The 17,861-nt window shown below is 71.8% G+C and carries 16 protein-coding genes; 6 read left to right on the plus strand and 10 right to left on the minus strand.

Annotation, left to right across the window (positions count from 1 at the left end):
- A partial coding sequence (locus tag AOK24_RS17775) for a P-loop nucleotide/nucleoside kinase family protein (protein ID WP_055721057.1) occupies positions 1–444 on the plus strand: 444 nt, incomplete at its 5' end.
- Positions 445–601: 157 nt separating this feature from the next.
- Entirely contained in the window at positions 602–1,960 is a 1,359-nt protein-coding gene (locus AOK24_RS17780) for an alpha-L-fucosidase (protein ID WP_079056860.1), read from the plus strand.
- 7 nt (positions 1,961–1,967) lie between these two features.
- Here the strand turns inward: AOK24_RS17780 and AOK24_RS17785 are convergent, their stop codons facing one another.
- Genes AOK24_RS17785 through AOK24_RS17800 form a run of 4 tightly spaced genes read right to left on the minus strand, consistent with a single transcriptional unit; the run spans position 1,968 to position 5,253 of the window.
- Positions 1,968–2,900 (minus strand): ABC transporter substrate-binding protein, encoded by a 933-nt coding sequence (locus AOK24_RS17785; RefSeq protein ID WP_055721059.1) that lies wholly within the window; start codon positions 2,898–2,900, stop codon positions 1,968–1,970.
- Between the two features lie 10 nt (positions 2,901–2,910).
- A complete protein-coding gene (locus AOK24_RS17790) occupies positions 2,911–3,573 on the minus strand; it encodes an ABC transporter permease (protein WP_055721060.1) in 663 nt (220 codons plus the stop codon).
- Between the two features lies 1 nt (position 3,574).
- Positions 3,575–4,216, minus strand: coding sequence for an ABC transporter permease (locus AOK24_RS17795; RefSeq protein ID WP_055721061.1), 642 nt, complete (start codon positions 4,214–4,216; stop codon positions 3,575–3,577).
- Positions 4,213–5,253: an ABC transporter ATP-binding protein gene (locus AOK24_RS17800; protein ID WP_055721062.1), complete on the minus strand. Its 1,041-nt coding sequence runs from the start codon at positions 5,251–5,253 to the stop codon at positions 4,213–4,215. The genes AOK24_RS17795 and AOK24_RS17800 overlap by 4 nt, the downstream gene beginning before the upstream one ends.
- A gap of 142 nt (positions 5,254–5,395) precedes the next feature.
- On the opposite strand from AOK24_RS17800, the gene AOK24_RS17805 reads away from it, so the two are divergent.
- The 3 genes from AOK24_RS17805 to AOK24_RS17815 all read left to right on the plus strand — a co-directional run bounded on the left by AOK24_RS17805 (position 5,396) and on the right by AOK24_RS17815 (position 9,749).
- Positions 5,396–6,910, plus strand: coding sequence for an aromatic amino acid ammonia-lyase (locus AOK24_RS17805; RefSeq protein WP_055721063.1), 1,515 nt, complete (start codon positions 5,396–5,398; stop codon positions 6,908–6,910).
- An 82-nt stretch (positions 6,911–6,992) separates the two neighbouring features.
- Entirely contained in the window at positions 6,993–8,594 is a 1,602-nt protein-coding gene (locus tag AOK24_RS17810; RefSeq protein ID WP_055721064.1) for a glycoside hydrolase family 13 protein, read from the plus strand.
- 99 nt (positions 8,595–8,693) lie between these two features.
- On the plus strand, positions 8,694–9,749 hold the full coding sequence (locus AOK24_RS17815; protein ID WP_055721065.1) for a LacI family DNA-binding transcriptional regulator: 1,056 nt from the start codon (positions 8,694–8,696) through the stop codon (positions 9,747–9,749).
- On the opposite strand, the gene AOK24_RS17820 is transcribed toward AOK24_RS17815, so the two are convergent.
- The 4 genes from AOK24_RS17820 to AOK24_RS17835 are packed head-to-tail and all read right to left on the minus strand — an operon-like array spanning position 9,712 to position 14,265.
- Positions 9,712–11,067, minus strand: coding sequence for a glycoside hydrolase family 32 protein (locus AOK24_RS17820; RefSeq protein ID WP_055721066.1), 1,356 nt, complete (start codon positions 11,065–11,067; stop codon positions 9,712–9,714). The two genes, AOK24_RS17815 and AOK24_RS17820, sit on opposite strands and share 38 nt — an antisense overlap.
- Positions 11,064–11,924 (minus strand): carbohydrate ABC transporter permease, encoded by an 861-nt coding sequence (locus AOK24_RS17825; protein ID WP_206191219.1) that lies wholly within the window; start codon positions 11,922–11,924, stop codon positions 11,064–11,066. Before AOK24_RS17825 ends, AOK24_RS17820 begins: the two co-directional genes overlap by 4 nt.
- A complete protein-coding gene (locus AOK24_RS17830) occupies positions 11,921–12,859 on the minus strand; it encodes a carbohydrate ABC transporter permease (protein ID WP_055721067.1) in 939 nt (312 codons plus the stop codon). Before AOK24_RS17830 ends, AOK24_RS17825 begins: the two co-directional genes overlap by 4 nt.
- Positions 12,856–14,265: an ABC transporter substrate-binding protein gene (locus tag AOK24_RS17835; RefSeq protein ID WP_055721068.1), complete on the minus strand. Its 1,410-nt coding sequence runs from the start codon at positions 14,263–14,265 to the stop codon at positions 12,856–12,858. The genes AOK24_RS17830 and AOK24_RS17835 overlap by 4 nt, the downstream gene beginning before the upstream one ends.
- 176 nt (positions 14,266–14,441) lie before the next feature.
- Between AOK24_RS17835 and AOK24_RS17840 the strand changes: the two genes are divergently transcribed.
- Positions 14,442–15,959 carry a glycoside hydrolase family 32 protein gene (locus tag AOK24_RS17840; protein ID WP_055721069.1) on the plus strand — a complete coding sequence of 506 codons (1,518 nt, stop codon included), beginning with the start codon at positions 14,442–14,444 and terminating at the stop codon, positions 15,957–15,959.
- Between the two features lie 25 nt (positions 15,960–15,984).
- On the opposite strand, the gene AOK24_RS17845 is transcribed toward AOK24_RS17840, so the two are convergent.
- Positions 15,985–16,464, minus strand: a complete 480-nt coding sequence (locus AOK24_RS17845) for a hypothetical protein (RefSeq protein ID WP_055721070.1) — start codon at positions 16,462–16,464, stop codon at positions 15,985–15,987.
- Positions 16,465–16,484: 20 nt separating this feature from the next.
- Positions 16,485–17,552 (minus strand): DNA polymerase III subunit beta family protein, encoded by a 1,068-nt coding sequence (locus tag AOK24_RS17850; RefSeq protein ID WP_107103985.1) that lies wholly within the window; start codon positions 17,550–17,552, stop codon positions 16,485–16,487.
- Positions 17,553–17,861 lie beyond the last annotated feature (309 nt).

The raw sequence follows: 17,861 nt of genomic DNA on the forward strand, positions 1-17,861 counted from the left end.
GGCGCGGGCAAGACGACCCTCGCCAAGCGTCTCGCGCGGGAGATCCCGGCGGTGCGGCTGTGTCCGGACGACTGGCTGGACGACCTCGGGATCGACCTGTTCGACGAGGGGACACGGGAGCGGCTGGAGCGGCGGTTCTGGGTGCACGCCCAGGAGCTGCTGAGGCTCGGGCAGACGGTGGTGCTGGAGTTCGGGTTCTGGGGGCGGGCCGAGCGGGACGAGAAGCGGACGGCGGCGAGGGCGCTCGGTGTTGGCGTCGAGCTGCGGTATCTCGCCGTGCCCGTCGAGGATCTGGCCCGGCGTCTCGAAGTGCGGGGGCGGGAGGACGGGCCGGGGACGGTCCCGGTCGGGCGGGAGCTGCTCGACGCGTACGTGAAGGTGTTCCAGGCGCCCGACGCGGAGGAACTGGCGCTTTTCGACACCCCTCGAAGGTCCGACCTTTAGCGGACCGGGTGATGCATCGCCGCGCACCTCTGGACGTGATCGTGATCCACCCCCCAGAATTCCTCCGATGTGTGACGCCGGGCCCCACGCCCATGACGACCCGTCACGCACCGCCGTGCACCACGCCGCTGTCCCCGGACCCCCCAGGAGCCGCTCCGTGTCCAGCCTCAGCCGACGTTCGCTCATGAAGGCCGCCGCCCTCGCCGGAGGCACCGTCGCCTTCGGACTGCCGGGGACGGCCCAGGCGTACACCGTCCCCGCGAAGATGGACTGGTGGTACCGGGCGAGGTTCGGGATGTTCATCCACTTCGGCTCGTACTCCTACCGGGGCCACGGCGAGTGGGCGTTCTACAACGAGAACTGGGCCAAGGCCCCGTACCAGAACCAGGTCAGCGCCCCCTTCGCGCCCACCTCCTTCAGCGCCGCCGCCATCGCCGAACTCGCCGCGAACGCCGGGATGAAGTACCTCGTGATCACCGCCAAGCACCACGAGGGCTACGCGATGTGGGACTCGGCCGTACCGGGCTTCACGGACACCACCGGCACGAAGGAGTACAACCTCCACGACTACAGCGGCTACCGCCCCGACCTGCTCGCGGAGCTGAAGCGGGAGTGCGAGCGGCGCGGCGTACGGTTCGGCCTCTACTACTCGATCATGGACTGGAGCCACTCCTCGCAGACCGCCAACCACCGCACGAACTTCTCGTCGGTGTCGTCCCTGTCCGCCCGCACCGCGTACATCGCCGACATGAAGGCCCAGCTCCAGGAACTCCTCGACCGCTACGACCCGGCGGTCCTGTGGTTCGACGGCGACTGGTGCGGCAACCCGGCGTCGCCGACGCTGGACGACTGGTGGGTGGAGTCCGACGGCCGGGAGCTGTACGACTGGCTGATCGCCCGCAAGCCGAACCTGATCGTCAACGAGCGCGTGAAGCGCGACCTCGGCCTCGGCGACTTCGCGTGCCCGGAGGAGAAGGTGCCCCCGGCCCCGCTGGACCGGCCGTGGGAGACCTGCGTGACCATGAACGGCGCCTGGGGCTACAACGAGGCGAAGGAGAACTCGTACCGCTCGGTCCACGCCCTCCTCCAGGAGTTCGTCACGGTCGTCTCCCGCGACGGCAACTACCTCCTCAACATCGGCCCCACGGGCGCGGGCACCGTCACCGCCGGCACGACCAAGGTCCTGACCGCCTTCGGCGCGTGGACGGCCACCTACGGCGACAGCGTCTACGGAACCACCGGCAGCCCCTTCGCCACGGAACCCGCGTGGGGGAAGTTCACGGCGAAGGACGGCAAGCTCTTCGCGCACGTCTTCACCTGGCCGACCGCCGGGACCCTCCAGATCCCGGCGGTCCGCAACACGATCAAGCGCGTCCACCTGCTGAACGCCCCCGCGACGAGCCTGCGGTACCGCCGCACGGGCGACACGATCACCATCACGCTCCCGGCGACCGCGCCGGACCCGGACGTTTCGGTGGTCTGCGTGGAGGTGTGCGGCAGGCCCGCCGGGGTCTGACCGTCCGCTACGTCAGCAGCCCGTGCCGCTTCGCGTACGCGTTCGCCACGTCGTCCGGGTCCTTCTTCGCCCCGTCCACCTGCTGGTTCAGCTCGGTCAGGTGGGCGGTGGTGAGGACGTTGCCGAGCCGGGCGAGGGCTTTGCGGACCGTGGAGTCGGCCTTGCGGTCGGCGATGAGCGGGACGATGTGCTGGCCGGGGATGAGGTTCTTGGGGTCGGTCAGGACGACCCAGCCGTTGTCGAGGATGTCGGTGTCGGTGGTGAAGAGGTTCGCGACGTCGACGTCGCCCTTCTTCAGCGCGCCCTTGACGAGCGGCCCGGAGGAGTCGAGGGACTTGAACTCCTTGAACTCGACCCCGTACACCTCCTTGAGGCCGACCACCCCCACCTTGCGTTTCTTGACCTCGGGGGCGGCGCCGAGGATCAGTCTGCCGTTCTGCTTGCGCAGGTCGGCCAGTGAGGTCAGGCCGTACTTCTCGGCGGTCGCGCGGGTGACGGCGAACGCGTCGGCGTCCTCGGCGAGGCCGTAGGGCAGGACCTGGAGGCCGGCGGGCAGGGCGATGGTGAGCGCGTTCTGCATCTCGCCCTCCTCGGTGGCCGTCGCCTTGTGGTCGAGGTAGTCGAGGAGGGCGCCTTGGTACTCGGGCAGCAGGTCGATGTCGCCGCCCTGGAGCGCGGGGATGACGATCTCGCGGGTGCCGAGGTTGGGGCGGACCGTGACCTTGACGCCGGCCTGCCGGAGCACGGCCGCGTAGAGGTGGCCGAGGATCTGGTTCTCGGTGAAGTTGGCGGTGCCGATGGTCAGGCCGCCCTTGCTGGAGCCGCCGCCGGAGGTGTCCGTGCTCGTGTTGTCGAGCGAGGTGATGCCGCCGGAGCAGGAGGCGAGCGCGGGGACGGAGGCCGCGGCGACCAGGCCGCCGAGGAGAGCGCGTCGGTTCATGTGAGGTTCCCTAGGCGGAGCGGTGGCGGAAGAGGAAGCGCTGAAGGCCGCTGAGCAGCAGGTCGAGGGCGACGGCGACGGCGGCGACCAGCACCGCGCCGCCGAGGACCTGGACCAGGTCGCGCTGGGCGAGCCCGTCGAAGACGTACCGGCCGAGGCCGCCGAAGGAGACGTACGCGGCGATGGTCGCCGTCGCGACGACCTGGATCAGCGCGAGCCGCAGCCCGGTCATGATCAGCGGCAGCGCGAGCGGCAGCTCGACGTGCAGGAGGACCTGGTGGCCGCGCATGCCCTGGCCGCGCGCCGCGTCCTTGACGTCCGGGTCGACGGCCGTCATCCCGGCGTACGTGTTGGTCACGATGGACGGGACGGCGAGCGCGACCAGCGCGACGTACACCGGCAGCATCGACAGGCCGCCCGCGAGGAAGACCAGGACGACGAGGCCGACGGTCGGCAGGGCGCGGCCGAAGGACGCCAGGTTGATCGCGAGGAAGGCGCCCTTGCCGGTGTGGCCGATGAGCAGGCCCAGCGGGAGGCCGATCGCGGCGGCGACGAGGGTGGCGATCAGCGAGTACTGGAGGTGCTCGGCGAGCCGGTGGGCGATGCCGTCGGAGCCGGACCACTGGGCGCCGCTGGTCAGCCAGGAGCCGAGGTTCTCGAAGAGTTCGTACATGTCAGGCTCGCCGCCTCTGCCACGGGGTCAGGACGTACTGGACGGCGACCAGCGCGGCGTCCGCGACGATCGCGAGGAGGATCGTGAGGACCACGCCCGCGATCACCGGGGTCGGGAAGTCGCGCTGGAAGCCGTCGGTGAAGAGCTGGCCGAGCCCGCCGTCGCCGATGTAGGTGGCGACGGAGACGAGGGAGATCGACATGACGGTGGCGATCCGGACCCCGGCCATGATCACGGGCAGCGCGAGGGGCAGCTCGACGGTGAGCAGGACGCGCAGCGGGCGGGTGCCCATCGCGACGGCCGCCTCCTTGGTCTTCGCGGGCACCGAGTCGAGGCCCTCGACGGTGTTCCGCAGCAGGACGACCAGGGTGTAGACGGTCAGGCCGATCACGGTCGTGGTGCGGGTGAGGCCGCTGACCGGCAGCAGGAGCACGAAGATCGCGATGGACGGGATGGTGAACAGGACGTTCGAGATCCCGAGGAGGACGCCGCGCAGGGCGCGGACCCGGTGCGCGAGCACGGCCAGCGGCAGCGAGATCAGCAGGCCGAGCAGGACGGCGGTCAGGGCGGCCTGGAGGTGCGAGACGGTGAGGCTGGTGAGGTCGTCGGTGTGGTCCGCTATCCAGGACCAGTCGACGTTCACGCGGCGCTGCCTTCCCGCGCCGAGGCGTGCGCGTGCCCCGCGTGGTCGTGGATGTCCTCGCGCGAGCTGACCCCGGTCAGGACGCCGTCGGCGTCGACGCGGGCGATCAGGCCGGTGGGGGAGGCGAGGGACTCGTCCAGCGCGGCCAGCAGGGAATCGTTGTCACGCAGAGGCCGTACGGGAATTTCGGCGTCCCCCGACGTCCAGTGCCGTGGCCTGCGCGCCTCGTCGAGGACGAGACGCCAGTCGCCGCCCTCGGGGGCCGGGCCCTGCGGGACGCCCGCGAGGCTCTTGAGCGACAGCAGCTTCAGGCCCCGCTCCGCGCCGAGGAAGTCCTCGACGAACGCGTCGGCGGGGTCGGAGAGCAGCTCGGCGGGCGGCGCGAACTGCGCGAGCTTGCCGCCCGTACGCAGCACGGCGACCATCGTGCCCAGCTGTACAGCCTCGTCGATGTCGTGCGTGACGAAGACGATGGTCTTGCCCAGCTCGCCCTGGATACGCAGGAGTTCGTCCTGGAGCCGGGTGCGCACGACCGGGTCGACGGCGCCGAAGGGTTCGTCCATGAGGAGGACCGGCGGGTCGGCGGCGAGCGCGCGGGCCACGCCGACGCGCTGCTGCTGGCCGCCGGAGAGCTGGTGGGGGTAGCGCCTGCCGACCTCGGGGGCGAGGCCGACGGTCTCCAGGAGGTCGCCGGCGCGGGCGCGGGCCTTGCGGCGACCGTGGCCGAGCAGGAGGGGGACGGTCGCGATGTTGTCGAGGACCGTGCGGTGCGGGAAGAGACCGGCCTGCTGGATGACGTAGCCGATGGAGCGGCGCAGGTCGGCCGCGTCCTGGCGGGTGACGTCCCGGCCCGCGACCCGGATGGTGCCCGAGGTCGGTTCCACCATCCGGTTGATCATGCGCAGGGTGGTGGTCTTGCCGCAGCCGGAGGAGCCGACCAGGACGGTCACGCCGCCTTCGGGCATGTCCAGCGTGAGGTCGTGCACCGCTGTCGTGCCGTTGGGGAAGCGCTTGTGGACCGCGTCGAATTGGATCATGTGGTGCCCCTTGCCCGGGATGCATAACGTCATGCAGAGTTCATCGCGACTGAATAACTTGTCAACGGTTCGACGCCGATCCATCGTGGCGGATGATCGGTAGGTGGGACTAAGTGTCCGCATCTGGGAGGTTATTTCTTCAATGTCGTCTCGGATTCTGGACAACAGGGAGGCCGTGCAGGGCGGCATCGTCGTCCTCGACGGCATCGCGCTCGGCGTCGCGGACGTCGTCCGCCTCGCCGACGGCACCGCACGCCCCGTCCCCGGCACCGACGCGATGCGCCGCACGGCCGACGTCTGGGACGCCGCCCGGCAGATCGCCGCGACCGGACGCGTCTACGGCCGCTCCACCGGCGTCGGCGCCAACCGGGGCGAGGACGTCCCCACCGAGGAGGCCGCCGCCCACGGACTGCGCCTCCTGCGCAGCCACGCCGGAGCCATCGGCGAGGAACTCCCCGCCCGGCAGGTCCGCGCGATGCTCGCCGTCCGCGCCAACCAGATCCTCGCCGGCGGAGCGGGCCTGCGCCCCGACGTCGTCACCGCGCTCTGCGAGGCCCTGGAGAGCGGCGCCCACCCCGTCGTCAACGAGTTCGGGTCCGTCGGCACCGGAGACCTCGCGGCCCTCGCCCAAGCCGGCCTCGCGCTGGCCGGCGAACACCCCTGGCGCGGCGACGGCGCACCCGCACCCCAGCCCCTCGACAACAACGACGCGCTCGCCCTCATCAGCAGCAACGCCCTCACCCTCGGCCAAGCCGCCCTCGCCGTCACCGAACTGCGCGCCCTGGTCGAGGCCACCCAGGTCGTCGCCGCGCTCTCCCTGCTCGCCGTGGACGGCTCCCACGAGGCGTACGCCGCCCCCGTGCACGCGGCCCGCCCGCACCGGGGCTCCGTCGACGTCGCCCGCCGGATGCGGGAGCTGATCGGCGCCGAGGACCGCCCCGTACCGCCCCTCGGACGCATCCAGGACCCCTACGGCTTCCGCTGCCTGCCCCAGATCCACGGCCCCGCGCACGAGGCCGCCGACGCCCTGGAGGACGTCCTCCGCATCGAGATCAACGCGGCTGCCGAGAACCCCCTCATCTGCCCCGAGGACCAGGCCGCCTACCACCACGGCGGCTTCTACCAGGCCCAACTGGCCCTCGCCCTGGACCACTTCAGGCTCTCCCTGGTCCAGGTCGCCCGCCTGTCCACGGCCCGCCTCTCCACCCTCAACGAACCCGCCTACACCCGCCTGCGCCCCTTCCTCGCCGAGGACCGCCCCGGCTCCTCCGGCGTGATGATCCTGGAGTACGCCGCCGGCGCCGCCCTCGGCGACCTGCGCGCCTTCTCCGCCCCCGCCTCCCTCGGCCACGCCGTGCTCTCCCGGGGCGTCGAGGAACAGGCCAGCTTCGCGTCCCTCGCCGCCCGGCAGACCCTGCGCGCCTGCGGGGCCTACCGCCTCGTCGTCGGCTGCGAACTCGTCGCCGCCGTACGGGCGTTGCGGCTGCGCGACGTGAAACCCGCGCCCGGCCTGCCCATCGGGCGCGCGCTGGAGCTGGCGGAGTCGGTGCTCGACGCCGAACACGCCGACCGCCCCCTCACGGACGACGTGAACGCGGCGGCCCGGCTGCTGGACCGGTTCACGGAGATCTGGCGGGAGAAGCACACGGGCACCTGAGCCCCGGTGGAATCCCGTCCCGAACGGGCAGCCTTCGCCGTGTACGCACAACACCGCCCGCCCGACGTACCCAGGAGCCCCCGTGCCCACACCCCCTTGGTGGCGCGACGCCGTCATCTACCAGGTGTACATCCGCAGTTTCGCCGACGGGAACGGCGACGGAGTCGGTGACATCGCCGGCATCCGCTCCCGGCTGCCCTACCTCAAGTCCCTCGGCGTGGACGCCCTGTGGATCAACCCCTGGTACAAGTCGCCGATGGCCGACCACGGTTACGACGTCGCCGACTACCGCGAGATCGACCCGCTGTTCGGGACGGTGGCCGACGCCGAACAACTCATCGACGAGGCACACGCGTTGGGCATCCGGATCGTGCCGGACATCGTGCCCAACCATTCCTCGGACCAACACGCCTGGTTCCAGGCCGCGTCGGCGGCGGGGCCGGGGAGCCCGGAGCGCGAGCGGTACATCTTCCGGCCCGGGCGCGGCCCCGACGGCGCGCTCCCGCCCAACGACTGGCAGTCCCGGTTCGGCGGGCCCGCCTGGACGCGGGTCGCCGACGGGGAGTGGTACCTCCACCTCTTCGCCCCGCAGCAACCCGACCTGAACTGGCAACACCCGGACGTCCACGCCGAGTTCGAGTCCGTCCTGCGGTTCTGGTTCGACCGGGGCGTGGACGGCTTCCGGATCGACGTCGCGCACGGGCTGGTCAAGGACCCCGGACTCCCCGAGGTCTCCGAGGACGCCGTCCACCCGTTCTGGGACCGCGACGAGGTCCACGACATCTACCGCGCCTGGCGCAGGCTCGCCGACGCATACCCGGGCGACCGCGCCTTCGTCGCCGAGGCGTGGACGGACGCGCCCGAACGCCTCGCCGCGTACGTCCGCCCCGACGTCCTGCACACCGCCTTCAACTTCGACTTCCTGATGACCGACTGGGACGCGAAGGACCTGCGCGCCGTCATCGACGACACCCTCACCACGCTGGGGGCGGTCGGGGCTCCGGCCACCTGGGTCCTGTCCAACCACGACGTGATGCGCCACGCCAGCCGGTACGGCCGCAAGGCCGCGCGGAAGTGGGTGGCCAACGAGTCGTACGTCCCGGCCGGGCCGGCCGACCTCGCGCTCGGCAACCGCCGTGCCCGGGCCGCCGCGCTGCTCACCCTCGCGCTGCCCGGCGGGGCATACGTCTACCAGGGGGAGGAACTGGGGCTGCCCGAGGTGGAGGACCTTCCCGAGGCCGTGCTCCAGGACCCCGTGTGGGAGCGGTCCGGGCACACCGAGCGCGGCCGGGACGGGTGCCGGGTGCCGATCCCGTGGTCGGGGACGGGCGCGCCGTACGGCTTCAGCGGTGCGGGGGCCGCCGCGCCCTGGCTGCCGCAGCCCGCCGACTGGGCGCCGTACTCCGTGGCCGCGCAGACCGGCGACGCGCGGTCCATGCTGGAGCTGTACCGGGCGGCCCTGCGGATACGGCGCGAGCATCCCGCCCTGGGAGACGGCGAGTTGACGTGGATCGACGACACGGCGGGAGTGCTGGCGTTCCGCCGCGAACCGGGGTTCGTGTGCGTGGTCAACCTGTCGGGCGAGCCGTACGCGCTGCCGGAGCACACCGGGGTCCTGCTGGCCAGCGGGCCGGTCGAGGGGGACGCGCTGGCGCCGGACCAGGCCGTGTGGCTCGCGGTGTAGACGCACCGGGCCGGGCCCCTCCCGCACGCCCTCGGCGGCCCTCACCAGGGCCGTCCGCAGGTAGGCTGACCCGGTCGGACGAGGTCGGTGGGGACGGGCATGGACGGGGTCGGGAAGGCGCGGGTCGGGCGGGCGACCTCGCGGGATGTCGCGCGGCTCGCGGGGGTGTCCCACACGGCGGTGTCGTTCGTGTTCAACGGACGCGCCGAAGGCAACCTCTCCGCCGAGACACAGGAGAAGATCCGCGCGGCGGCGGCCCGGCTCGGCTACCGGCCCAACGCCGTCGCCCGGGGCCTGCGCCGCAGCCGTACGGCCGTGATCGGGCTGGTCACGGACGAGATCGCGACCTCCCCGTTCGCCGGCCGGCTGCTGCGCGGCGCCATGGACACGGCCCGCTCCGCCGACCACCTCGTCCTCACCGTCGACTCGGGCCAGGACCCGGCGACCGAGGATGCGGCCGTCGCGGAACTCCTCGACCGCAGGGTCGACGGGATCATCTACGCCGCCCTGTCCCTGCGCCGCGCACGCGTCCCGCAAGGCCTGCACAGCACCTACGCCGTGTTCGCCAACTGCCTTCCCGAGGACGGGTCGCTGCCGGCCGTCATCCCCGCCGAGCGGGCCGGTGGCCGCAGCGCCGCCCGTCTCCTCCTCGACGCGGGCCACCGCCGGATCGCGCTCGTCGGCGGCCTCGACGACATCGCCAGCGCCGAGCGGCTGCGGGGGTTCCGGGACGCGCTGCGGACCGTCGGACTCACCGCCGAGAAGGAGTGGATCACCCGGACGGGAGGCGAGATCAGCGCCGGGTACGAAGGCGCGCTGCGGCTCCTCGACGGCGTCCCCGCAGACCGCCGTCCCACCGGCATCGTCTGCTACAACGACCGCGTCGCGGCAGGCGTCCTGCACGCCGCCGCACGCCTCGGCCTCGACGTCCCCGCCGACCTCTCCGTCGTCGGCTACGACGACCAGGAGCACATGTCCGCGTTCCTCACCCCACCCCTCACGACGGTCGCGCTGCCGCACCGCGCGATGGGGGAGACGGCCGTCCGCCTCCTCCTCGACGCCCTCGCCACGGGCACCCCGCCCGCCGTCACGACCCGTCGCCTGGAGTGCCCGGTCGTCACCCGGGGTTCGGTGGGCCCAGCTCCCACCAGCTGACCTCGACGTCGGCCCCGGACACGGCCAACTCCGCGACATCATCGGCCCGTTGATACACCCGCTCGGTCGCGCAGACCCGGTCGCCCACGAAGACCTCGAACAAGGAGCCGTCGACGAGAATCCGCACGGCGAGAGCCCGACCGGCGGTGCCCGGCAGGACCAGCGAAGCCCCGTCGTCCCGCCCGGTCCGCGGCCACCCCGCCCGGTCCACCGTCACCGTGCCGCCCGACGGGTCGATCCGCACGGCGAGTTCCGCCCCGGACGCCGCCCGCAGCAGCCGCACGGTCGCCGCCGATCGGGCGGTCACCAGCAGGTCGTATGCGGAAGGCAGCGGCCCGGCGCCGAACGGACCGTTCCCGCGCAGGAGTTCCAGCTCCGGTGCCGGCGCGACCCGCAGCGTCCCGTTCTCCCGCAGAGCCACCACCCGAGGCGCCGTCAGCACCCCCGACCAGCCCGCCCGCTCCACCTCCTCACGCGCACGCGCCTCCCAGGACCAGCCCCACAGAAGAGCGCGCCCGGCGTCCTGGAGGACAGCGGGGGCGTAGAAGTCGCGCCCGTGGTCCAGCGGACCGCCCCCACGCGCCGCGAACCTCAACCCGCCGTCACTCTCGACCAGTTGCCCGGCGAGGTACGCCGTGCTCAGCGGGTCCCCGTCCCACAGCGCCACCGCCAGCGTCCACCCCCCATCGCTCGCCCACAGCTGCGGACACTCCCACCCGATCGCCCGCGTCCCGAAGACCCGCGCCGCCACCGGGTCCCGCCCGTCCAGCAGGACCCCGGCGAACCGCCACGCGTACAGATCCTCACAGTCGTACACGAGAACCGACGGCGTACCGTCGGCGTGCCCCGCCCCGACCAGCGCCCAGCGGCGGCCCGCGAACCGGAAGACGAAGGGGTCGCGGAACATCGTCACGTCGAGGCCGGGCGGCGGACCCGGGACGACCGGCTCCGGGAGCTGCTTCCAGGCGAGCAGTCCGTCGTCCTCGGCGACGGCCAGGCAGATCGCGCTCAGCCCCTGATGGCCGTGGCGGATCCCGGAGTACACGGCGGTCGCGACCCCGTCGTCGTCCACGACGCACCCCGACCAGCACCCCGCCTCATCGGGGCCCCCGGCGACGGGCCGCAGGGCGATGCCGTGGTCGTCCCAGTGCGCGAGGTCGGCGCTGGAGGCGTGCCCCCAGTGCACGTTCGTATGCACAGGCGCCTCGGGGTTGTGCTGGTAGAAGAGGTGATGGCGCCCTCCCCAACGCACGGGCCCGTTCGGGTCGTTGATCCAGTTGGCCGGCGGTCGGACCCGGTAGCGCGGACGGTGACTCAACGGTTGACTCCTGCGGACGTGATGCCCTCGCGCAGAGGGCGCTGGCCGACGACGAACACGGCGACGGCGGGAAGCATGGACAGGACGACCCCGGCCAGGACGACGGAGATCGAGCCGGTGCCGAGGTTGCCCTGGAGGGAGACCAGGCCGAGCGGCAGCGTGAGGTTCTCGGAGGACGTTTCGAGGATCAGCGGCCGGAAGAACTCGTTCCAGTGGTAGTTGAAGGCGAGGACGCCGACGACGGCGAGCCCGGGAGCCGCGAGCGGCGCGTACACGGACCGGAAGACCCGCCACGGACCCGCGCCGTCGATCATCGCGGCCTCGCCGAGGTCCTTCGGCATGCCGAGGAAGTACTGCCGCATCAGGAACGTGCCGAACGCGGTCGGGAACGCGGGGACGATCAGCCCGAGCAGGGTGTCCGTGAGCCCCAGCTCCTTCAGCTCCAGGAAGACGGGGACGATCGTGACCTGCAACGGCACCATCATCGTCGCCAGCACCAGCGCGAACAGCGGCTTCTTGAACCGGAATTCGAGCCGCGCGAACGCGTACCCGGCAAGCCCCGCCGTGACCATCTGGCCGGCCGCGATCAGCCCGGTCACCAGCGTCGAGTTCAGCGCGTACAGCCACACGTCGATCTGGTCGAACACCCCGCGATAGGCGTCGAGCGTCGGATCGGCCGGGACGATCTTCGGCGGCAGGTCGAAGGACTGCGCGGGGGTCCGCAGCGACGTCGACACCGTCCAGATCACCGGACCGAGCGTCAGCAGCGCGCACACCGCGAGACCGGCGACCCGGGCCCACGGCCGCAGCCGCGCCGCGGAAAGGGAGGACGTACTCAAAGGGCTCACCCGGCTCACTGGTAGTGGACGAAACGCCGGCTGAGCCGGAACTGGAGGGCGGTGACCGCCATGATCAGCACGAAGAGCAGAACCCCCACGGCGGACGCCTCGCCGAAACGCAGCTGCTCGAACGCCGTCTCGTAGATGACCATCACGACCGTGCGCGTCGAGTCGCCGGGACCGCCGGCCGTGAGGACGTACGGCTGCTCGAAGACCTGGAGCGCGTTGATGATCCCGACCACGGACGCCACCAGGAGCGTCGGCGACAGCAGCGGCAGAGTGATCGCGAGGTGCTTGCGCAGACCGCCCGCCCCGTCGAGGGCCGCCGCCTCGTGCACCTCCTTCGGGATGGTGTTGAGGCCGCCGACGAACAGCAGGAACGAGAACCCGAACTGCTGCCACACGTACGCCAGGACGACGGCCGCCATCGCCCCGTGCTCCGACGTCAGCCAGGGCACCGAGGGGATGCCGACCGTGCCCAGCAGCCAGTTCACCGGGCCGAAGTCCTGGTTGAACAGGTACTTCATCACCACCGAGATCGACGCGGCGGACAGCACCAGCGGGAAGAAGAACGCCGACCGGAACACCGACCGCAGCCACACCGGCATCCGCCCGTTCACCGCGATCGCCAGCACCAGCGCGATCACCAGTTGCAGCGCGACCGCGAGGACCATGAACACGAGCGTGTTCCGGAAGGACACCAGAACCGTCGAATCGGTGAGGATCTCCCGGTAGTTGGCGCCTCCCGCCCACGCCGGATCGTCGATCACGTCCCACCGGAAGAAGCTGAGCACGACCGACCCGACGATCGGGACGACCGTGAACACCACGATCCCGACGACGGTCGGCGCGAGGAACAGCACGGCGAGCAGCCGGTTGGCCCGGCCGCGCGGGGGCGCCTCCCGGGTGGGGACCGGCAGCGGACGTACGGGCCTGATCTCGGTGTCCGTCACAGCTCACGCTCCATGGCCTTCTCCAGGTCCCCCTGGAGCCGTCGCAGCGCCGGACGCACCGAGCCGGGGCTCGCCAGCGCGGTTCCGGTGTGCTTGATCAGCAGTTGCTCGACCTCGTTGACCTGCGGCGGAGCCGGGATCGGGCCGGTCGAGGGGATCTTGTCGAGGGTGTCGTAGAAGGTCTGCCAGTGGGACGGCCCGGTCGAGCGGTAGCGGGCGGCGTTGACCATCGAACGCCGGGCCGGGGTCGTCTGGTTGGCGGCGAAGAGCCGGGTCATGACGTCCTCGCGGGCCGTGTACTTGATGAACTCCCAGGCCTCGTCCCGCATCGTCGACGTCCGCAGCAGCGCGTACCCGGCGGCGCCGAACTGGTGGCGCTGTGTACGCCAGCGGGGGAAGTACCGGACGTCGTAGGCGTCCGGCTCCATCCCCGCCAGATGCAGGCCCCCCGCCCAGAAGCCGCCCGCCGGGGTCACCCCGACCCGGCCGGTGGAGAACACGCCGACCAGGTTGCGCCCGTCACCCCCCTCGGGCCGTGTGCACAGGTCCTCCTGGATGAGCCCGGCGAGGTAGTCGTACACCTCCGCGACCCGCTCGGAGTCGGCCTGCGGAGTCGTCCACCGGTAGCCGCCGCCCCGCCCGCGCCGCTGGGCCTCGGGGTAGAAGGCGTCCCACAGCCAGTCGCCGCCCGGCGCCTTGGACTCGGCGAGGAGGTTCGTGCCGTTCGCGAACAGCCACGGCACCACCCCGCCCCACAGCCGGTTCGTCCAGAAGTACGGGGTGAACCGGTCGCCGCCCGCGCGCTTGAGCGACCGCAGCAGCGCCGTGAAGTCGTCGCGGTCCCAGTCGTCGGGGGGAAGGACCGCGCCGGCCCGTTCCAGGGCCTGGTTGTTGAGGTACATGTCGGCCGCGTTGAACTCGACCGGCAGCTGGTACAGGCTCCCCTCGTACATCATCGACTCGACCAGCGAGGGGTGGACGTCGGCGAAGTAGGAGCGCAGCTCGGCCGCGTCCCGCTTCACCCACGCGTCCAGCGGGACCCCGAGGCGCTGGGCGAAGAGCTGGACGCCCTCGGTGGCGACGTACACGAGATCCGGCGCGGTGCCCGCCGCGATCTGCGTGAGGATCTTGGAGAAGAAGTCCGACCAGTCGTACGCCTGCACGGCGTTGATGCGGATCTTGATGTCGGGGTGGACCGCGCGGAACCCGTCGCGCAGGGCGCGCTGCGTCGCGGGGTCGAAGGCGGAGCCCAGGGTGGCGATGACGAGCGAGCCGTCGTCGCGGCCGGGAATGTCGGCGCCGGTGAGGCGGTCCCAGTTGGCCGTGACACCGGCGAGCGCGGCGGTGCCGGCACCGTAGGCGCCGTAGCGCATCAGGTCCCGGCGGGAGAGGAACGGGTGGGTCATCGACGGACCTAACTCGTGTTAGCCCAACTTGACTCCCCGATGATGAGAACGCGCTGATGCTCTGTCAAGGGGTGCGTACGGGTGGGGAGTCAGGGGTGCGGAAGGGTTGACCTTTAACGAGTTAGGGGTAGGGTTCCGGCCATCCTGACGACGGAGTCGGGGAAGGGAGCCGCACCATGCCCAGGTATCTGTCGAGACGGTCGCTGCTGGCGGCCTCGGCCGCGGGACTCGTCCTGCGGCCCGGTCCCGCGGTGGCCGCCTGCGCGGGCAGCTACCGCGCCGACTACCACTTCACCGTGCCCGACCAGTGGATGAACGACCCCCAACGGCCCCTCTGGATCGACGGCGAGTACCACTACTACTACCTCTACAACCCCGACTACTCGACCGGCGGCACCACCGCGGGCACCGCCTGGCGCCTCGCCACCAGCACCGACCTCGTCACCTTCACCGACCGGGGCATCGCCGTACCGAAGAACACCACCCCCAACGGCGACGTCTGGTCCGGCTCGGCGGTCGTCGACACCGACAACACGGCCGGGTTCGGCGCGGGCGCGGTCATCGTCCTCGCGACCATGGCGCCCGACGACGTCACGCAGGCCCAGTACCTGTACTACTCCACCGACGGGGGCCGGCACTTCACCCACCACGGCACCGCGCCCGTCCTGCCCAACCCCGGCGTGCGGGACTTCCGCGATCCCAAGGTGATCCGCGACGAGGAGCGCGGACGGTGGGTGATGCTGCTCGCCGAGAACGACAAGGTGGGGTTCTACCACTCGGCCGACCTCAGGACGTGGGCCTACGTCGGCGGGTTCGTCAAGGGCGGCATCGGCGTGCTGGAGTGCCCCGACCTCTTCCGGATCAGGGCGGACGACGGCACCTGGAAATGGGTCCTCGGCGTCAGCGCCAACGCCAAGGGGGCCGGACTGCCCAGCACGTACGCGTACTGGACGGGGTCCTTCGACGGCACGACGTTCACCGCCGACGCACCCGACCCGCAGTGGCTCGACCACGGCTGGGACTGGTACGCGGCGGTCACCTTCGAGAAACGGGACGCGGCCGGGGCGCTCGACCCGGCGGTCCGGCACGCGATCGGGTGGCTGAACCACTGGGACTACGCCGGCACGACCCCCACCATGGAGTGCGACGGCTTCAACGGCACCGACTCCATCGTCCGCGAGGTGCGACTGCGGCGGGACGGGGCGGGGGCGTACTACCTGGCGTCCCAGCCCGTGGCGGCGCTCGACCGGTACGTGTCCCGCGAGATCGACCTCGGTGATCTCGCCGTCGACGGCTCACGGCTGCTCCCCTACACCGGTACGGCGTACGAACTGACCTGCACGATCACCTGGAACCAACTGACCGGCGCCGGGATCCAGTTGAGGCGCTCCCCGGACGGCGCCCGGCACATCGACGCCGGCGTCTACGACACCTACGCCTTCGTCAACCGCGGCAACACCGTCAGCCCCTCCGACCGCTGGCAGGAGAGCCGCACGCCCTACGACCTGTCCACCGGCACGGCCTCGCTGCGCATCCTCGTCGACCGGACGTCCGTCGAGATGTTCATCGGCGACGGGCGCTACACCCACACGACCGAGGTCTTCCCCGACCCCTCCGACACCGGGCTCGCCCTGTTCACCATCGGCGGCCCCGCGGTGTTCCGGAACACCGTGATCCGGGAGTTCCGGATGTGATCGCGAGCGTTCGTGCCGCACGGTGTCAGGGGCGCTTGGTGCTGTCCCGGCGGGAGACGGCCTCCGCGACCTCGTCGAGGGCGGTGCGCAGGAAGGCGCCGTACGCGTCCTGGGGGAGGCTCGGGGCGTGTTCCCTGGCTGCCTCGACGTGCTCGGCCGCCGCCTCGAAGGAGCCGAGGCGGCGGTAGGCGTCGGCCAGGTTGAGGTGCAGGGACGGGTAGAAGCCGGCGATGTGCAGGCCGGCGTGGTGCTCCTGGACGCGCTGGTCGGTCACGGCGTCGGCGGCGTCCAGGGCCCGGACGTCCCAGGCGAGGGCCTGGGCGGGGTCGTCGTGGAGGTCGGCCAGGTGGTGGGCGAGTGAGCAGCGGTGCAGCGGGTCGCCGGTGACGCCGACCGCCGACCACAGGGCCAGGAGCTTGTGGCGGGCGGACGCGACGTGGCCCGCTCGGCCTTCGGTGACGGCCTGGGTGATGGCGTCCATGGTGGGATCGGGTGCGGGGGGCATGACGTTGTTCCTCGTCGGTCTCAGGGGGCGGGCTGGACGGGCATGGCCAGGGTGGTGAGGTCGCCGCGGTCGGCGGAACGGATCGTGACGGGTCTGTCGTGGCCCCGCAGGTCGAGCAGGACGTCGGGGCCGATGGCGGTGCTCACGGCGGGATAGAGCGTGGTCATCTCGAACCGGATCTGGAGGGGCTCGCCCGTCACGGTGGCGGGGAGCCGGTCATCGGGGTCGTTGTCGTGCGAGGGGCGGACGGTCACTCCGTGAGCGGAGATGTGCAGCGTGACGCGTTCGCCGGGGTGTTCTTCCAGGGCGCGCAGCAGCAGAGCCTTCGGGACCGTCGCGCGGGTGCTGGTCTCGCCGAGGGAGGCGAGCATCAGCCGGTGGTCGGGGAAGTCCTCGGGCAGGGAGCGGCAGTAGCGGTCCTCGCGTTCGGGCATCCGCAGCCGGATTCCGTGCGGCACCGCTTCGACGCGGACCAGCGCGCTGCGCCGGACGGTGGCGACAGCGGCTCGCAGGTCGTCGCCGTCGATCGTGCCGGCCCACGTCCGCTCCGCCGGCCGCACCGGTACCAGGGTCCGGGTGGAGAGCCGGTACCGGTTCGTCGCCGTGAGGGCGATCTCCTCGTGACTCGCCTCCAGGTGCAGGCCGGCGAGCACCGCCATGCCCGGCTCGTGCGCGGTCGCGGTGAGGACCTGCTCGACTGCGTCCGCCAGCATGGGTCCCTTGAGCAGGGCGATCAGTACGCCGGGTACGTCGCCGCCGAGCGCGGCCTTGACGGCGGCGGCCTTCTGCCGGGCCGCCGCCGCGTCCTCGGCGATCCGGGCGACATGCTCGTCGAGCAGCCGTGCCGCCTCTCCGGCCTCGGCGTCCAGGACCGCCTCGACCGTGGCGAGGGGCATGGCGATCTCGCGGAGCCGGCGCAGGGCGGTGGCCCGCGCGAGCTGGTTGGCGGCGTAGTAGCGGTAGCCCGTGAGCGGGTCCACTTCGGCAGGGGGGAGCAGCCCGGAGTCGGCGTAGAAACGCAACGCGCTGGAGGTCAGGCCGCTGCGTCGGGCGAAGACGCCGATGGGCATCAGGTCGGGGTTCGGCACCTCGCCATCATTGGGGTTCGACCAACTTGAAGGTCAACGCGGAGGTGGGGCGTCACCGGTGGCGGCAACAGGCGAGGCTTCTTCCCGTCGGCGTGACGTACGCCACCAGCAAGGGTCGGGAACTCGGAGCGGGTATCGGCCGACTTCTGGTGCGGAGGGGGTGCGATGACCGTCGGAGGGTGGTGCCGCGCGCTGCGGGCGGGCGTGTTCGCCGCCGTGTGCGCGCTGCTCGCCGCCGTCGGGCACGGGGTCATGTCGGGTACGCCGGTTCCGTGGTGGGCGGTGGCCGGTGGGGGCGCTGTCGTGGGG

This window comes from Streptomyces niveiscabiei, assembly GCF_001419795.1.
GTDB classification, from domain to species: domain Bacteria; phylum Actinomycetota; class Actinomycetes; order Streptomycetales; family Streptomycetaceae; genus Streptomyces; species Streptomyces niveiscabiei.

Coding starts and splice junctions, on each gene's coding strand:
- AOK24_RS17815 (WP_055721065.1), top strand. CDS start 8,694: ATGGACGGGGTCGGGAAGGCGCGGGTCGGGCGGGCGACCTCGCGGGAT.
- AOK24_RS17800 (WP_055721062.1), bottom strand. CDS start 5,253: ATGATCCAATTCGACGCGGTCCACAAGCGCTTCCCCAACGGCACGACA.
- AOK24_RS17805 (WP_055721063.1), top strand. CDS start 5,396: ATGTCGTCTCGGATTCTGGACAACAGGGAGGCCGTGCAGGGCGGCATC.
- AOK24_RS17840 (WP_055721069.1), top strand. CDS start 14,442: ATGCCCAGGTATCTGTCGAGACGGTCGCTGCTGGCGGCCTCGGCCGCG.
- AOK24_RS17835 (WP_055721068.1), bottom strand. CDS start 14,265: ATGACCCACCCGTTCCTCTCCCGCCGGGACCTGATGCGCTACGGCGCC.
- AOK24_RS17845 (WP_055721070.1), bottom strand. CDS start 16,464: ATGCCCCCCGCACCCGATCCCACCATGGACGCCATCACCCAGGCCGTC.
- AOK24_RS17785 (WP_055721059.1), bottom strand. CDS start 2,900: ATGAACCGACGCGCTCTCCTCGGCGGCCTGGTCGCCGCGGCCTCCGTC.
- AOK24_RS17790 (WP_055721060.1), bottom strand. CDS start 3,573: ATGTACGAACTCTTCGAGAACCTCGGCTCCTGGCTGACCAGCGGCGCC.